Source organism: Kitasatospora sp. NPDC024654, from assembly GCF_055559155.1.
The window spans coordinates 1-3,600 of the sequence record NZ_JBVHLF010000210.1 but is presented as its reverse complement, the minus strand read 5'-3'; the positions used below and the strand labels follow the sequence as shown (position 1 = coordinate 3,600).

The following is a 3,600-nucleotide window of genomic DNA, read 5'->3' as shown; positions in this document are numbered from 1 at the left end:
CGTCCCGGGTCCGCGCCGACACACGGATGACCTCGCCCTCGTCCGTCACGCCCTCGACGACGAGGGCCGAAAGTCCTGAAAACACCACACCCACCAGCTCATTGACATCGCGCACACCATGCCAACGACGTTCGTCACCCTTCGTTACCACCGATTACGGACCAGAGCCGTTGGCTGGACAGACCCGTCGACGACGCCGGTGGGTGTTCCTCGGGGCCGGGCAGAGCCGTCCGGTCAGCGGAGGATGCCTTCCAGGAAGTCGCTGCCGAGTCGGGCGACGACCGCGACGTCGAGTTGGTGGAGGAGGTAACGGCCGCGGCGGCGGGTGTGGATCAGTCCGGCGTTCTTCAGGACGGTCAGGTGGCGGGAGATCTCGGGGGGCGTCATGCGGTGGATCTGGGCCAGCTCGCCGGTGGTGTAGGCGGTGCGGGCGAGATTGCGGCACAGGTGCATGCGCAGGGGGTGGGACAGGGCGGTCATGCGCAGGGTGAGTTGTTCGACCGTGGGAGTCTCGGCAAGGTCGGGGGAGCCGATCGGGTAGTGGAGCACCGGTTGCCAGCCCTGGCGGTGCAGCACCATCAGGTGCGGCCAGCCCAGGCGGGTCGGTACGAGGAGCAGGTGGCCGCGCGCGGTGGTGATGCCACCTGTGCCGAGTTTGGCGATGGTGATGTGGGCCGCCGTCTCGTCCACGGTGATGGCCGGCGACAGGGATTCCAGCGCCTCGGTCACTCCTTTGCGGCGCAGCAGTTCCATGCGGTGGCGGGTGTCGGCCGCGTGCTGCGGGCTCACCCTGGACCAGGTCCGCGCGAAGAACGCCTCGTCGCAGTCCCTGAGGAACTGCCGCAGCCAGTACCGGACCTGGGGCGGGTCGCTCAGTAGACGCTCGGCGAAGCCGAGTTGCCGCGGTCCGCGGGCGGCGGCCAGCTCCAGTGCCCGGTCACGCAGTTCGGGATGGTCCAGGGGACTGCGGTCGGGCCCGTCGTAGCGGAGCGTGCAGGTGAACTCCAAAGCCGCGTCGACGAACTGGTGGTCGGTGAGTTCGTCCAGGAGGTCGAGCTCCTCGGTGAGGGTGGCCGCGGGCAAGACGGTTCGTCCCGGGAGGCCGGCGTAGGGCAGGAAGAGGTCGGAGAAAGTGTTCCGCCACAAGAAGTCGGCCTCGGTCATCCGGTCGGCCAGATGCGGGTCGAGGCCGGCGGTCACGCCGGCGGCCCAGGACCGCAGGCCGGGATGGTGGCCCGGCTCGGCCAGCGCGTGCAGTGCCATGCCGAGCTCGGCCAGCGGCGAGGGCGCCGCGGCCACCTGGTGTGGCTGCAGCCCGGTGATGTCGATGCGCACGCTCATGCCCCTATGGTGGCCGAACACTCCGGCCGGGTGCGTCGCCGATTGACGCAGGCTGTCAAACGACGGGACTTCCCTGGCCGCTCGCAGGCAGCCTGAGGGCATCCGGGCATTCGGGCAACCGCGAAGCCCAACCCTCCACGTCCCAAGGAAGTGCGATCCACCGTGAGCGTCACCCAGCAGTACCTGCTCGACACCTACCGCGCCCGCCAGCTCGACCAGCCCGTCCCTCCCGCGCCCGGCGCCGGCCTGCTCCGGCTGCTGAGTGAGCTGCGCGAGTACCGGCGGTTCCGGGCCGTTCTGGCCGGGCGACCCGTCCGCAGCAGCAGCTTCCCGGCCTCGGACCGCCGGGCACGCTGTGCCTCGTAGCCGCCGCCCGTCCGCGCGTCCTGGTGCCGCCGCCGAGCGAGACCCGTGACCGCCACTGCTGGACTGCGCCCCCGGACCGTGAGGGACTCCGGCCGTCCGGCGAGGCGCGGCCCGGTCGTGCACGCTACTCCTCGACCTCGGTGCGGTATACGCGCAGGCCCCGGAGCCGGTAATTGAGGAGCGCGCTCGGATGGTCGTTGGAGTTGGTGTGCAGCCACACCCTGCGCACGGCCACGGCCGCCAACGGTTCGGTCGCCCAGGCCTGTCGCAGCACCAGCGTCAGGGCATGCCCCCCGAGCCCCCGGCCGACGTACTCCGGCAGGAGCCCGAAGGTGCGGATCTCCACGTCCCCACCGGGCTGGGGCTCCAGCGCGGCGATCCCAGCCGTCTCGCCCGCCAGCCTGATCAGCCAGTACTGGCGGTGCGGGTGCGCCCGCGCCAACACCTGCCACTCCTGATCGGAACGCGTCGAACTGCGCCATCCGTACGCCGCACCAACCCGGGCCTGCACCGAGCGCGCCAGCACCGACAGCCCCTCTTCGCGTCGAAGCTCCAACTCAGGCACGACCCGGCCGGGCTTCAGCTCACCGCGACCGGTCATCTCCAAATACGTGACGGTCTTTCCCATCCCGGCACGCTACCGGGGCCACCCACACCAACCGGCCACCGGGCGACCGATTCAGCCGAGCGCGCGGTCCGCCCCGCGAGCGCGAACTCACGATCTGGGGGCACGGTGACCTTCCCCTCGTAGCGTAGAGGCTATGACTGAAGGGGAAGTTGAGAGTCATGGCGGAGAAGAGGCGGAAGTTCGACGCGGAGTTCCGTGAGGGAGCTGTGCGGATCGTCGCCGAGAGCGAGACCGCCTACGCCACGCGCCTGCTGCACCACCTGCGCCCGGACATGCTCGTACTGTGGGACCGCGGCTTCGACAGCAACGCCTTCTTCGCCGCCGCAGCCTCCACCGGCACCCAGATCCTCGGGCGCCTGAACTCCCGCCGACGCCCGCCCGTCCTCCAGCGCCTGCACGACGGCTCGTACCTGTCCGTCCTGGGCACCCTCCCGGTCCGCATCATCGAGGCGCACATCACGGTGTCCTGCGCAGACGGGAGCAGTTTCACCGGAACCTACCGGCTGGCCACCACGCTGACCTGCGCGCGCCGCTACCCGGCCGGCGCCCTGGTCCGCCTCTACCACCAGCGCTGGGAACACGAGTCCGCCTATTACGCCCTACGCCACGTCGGACAAGCCGATGACGTTGGGTGAGATCGCCGATGCCATGAGCGCGGCGGGCAAGTACACGAAGCCCAATGGCGCGTCGGTGTACATCGACGGACTGCTGAAGGCCGGCATCACCTTCCGCTGCACGCTTATCCAGCACCGAGTCCTACCGCTTCCAGGCCACCCAGGAAACCCTCTTCCTTCCCGACCTCGAAGTAACCACACCGCCCTCCTGACCAGGGATGACGCATTGATCGCTTGAGCCCGCCTTCGTTCGCCGACACACGGACATGTGGCGGAGAGTACTCGGCACGACTCATCCCGCCTCACAGTAAGCAACTCTAGTTGACTATGGAGATTAGTCAACTAGAGTTGCTTGTATGCCTGCCGTTGAAAGCCCCATACCGCAAGAGCCTGCTGACGCCTTGGCAGCTGTCGCGGCGCTACGGCACCTTGCCGATCAGTTGGAGGACGCTGCGGTCGAGCAAGCCATGCGGGCAGGCTGGGGCTGGCCGCAGGTCGCCGAGGCGCTCGGTGTGACGCGCCAAGCCGTCCACAAGAAGCACGCCAAGCGGCTCATGGGGGCTCCCCCAGAAGTGTGGACACCAGTGCTATGCGGCGAGTGCCAGCATAATTGATCGTTGTTCGAACTCGATCGGGCTGAGGTAGTTCAGA

The 3,600-nt window shown here is 68.8% G+C and carries 5 protein-coding genes; 3 read left to right on the top strand and 2 right to left on the bottom strand.

Annotated features, from left to right (window positions below; all coding sequences use genetic code 11):
* Window positions 1–234: 234 nt before the first annotated feature.
* Complete coding sequence (locus ACZ38L_RS38875; RefSeq protein WP_465702768.1) at window positions 235–1,341, bottom strand: DUF5937 family protein; 1,107 nt, start codon at window positions 1,339–1,341, stop codon at window positions 235–237.
* Between the two features lie 162 nt (window positions 1,342–1,503).
* On the opposite strand from ACZ38L_RS38875, the gene ACZ38L_RS38870 reads away from it, so the two are divergent.
* On the top strand, window positions 1,504–1,707 hold the full coding sequence (locus ACZ38L_RS38870) for a hypothetical protein (protein WP_465702766.1): 204 nt from the start codon (window positions 1,504–1,506) through the stop codon (window positions 1,705–1,707).
* Window positions 1,708–1,831: 124 nt separating this feature from the next.
* On the opposite strand, the gene ACZ38L_RS38865 is transcribed toward ACZ38L_RS38870, so the two are convergent.
* Window positions 1,832–2,335, bottom strand: coding sequence for a GNAT family N-acetyltransferase (locus ACZ38L_RS38865; protein ID WP_465702764.1), 504 nt, complete (start codon window positions 2,333–2,335; stop codon window positions 1,832–1,834).
* 158 nt (window positions 2,336–2,493) lie between these two features.
* On the opposite strand from ACZ38L_RS38865, the gene ACZ38L_RS38860 reads away from it, so the two are divergent.
* A complete protein-coding gene (locus ACZ38L_RS38860) occupies window positions 2,494–2,970 on the top strand; it encodes a transposase (protein WP_465702762.1) in 477 nt (158 codons plus the stop codon).
* A 335-nt stretch (window positions 2,971–3,305) separates the two neighbouring features.
* The gene (locus tag ACZ38L_RS38855) at window positions 3,306–3,563 is read left to right on the top strand and encodes a hypothetical protein (protein WP_465702760.1); all 258 of its coding nucleotides are present in this window, start codon (window positions 3,306–3,308) and stop codon (window positions 3,561–3,563) included.
* The last annotated feature ends 37 nt before the right edge of the window (window positions 3,564–3,600 follow it).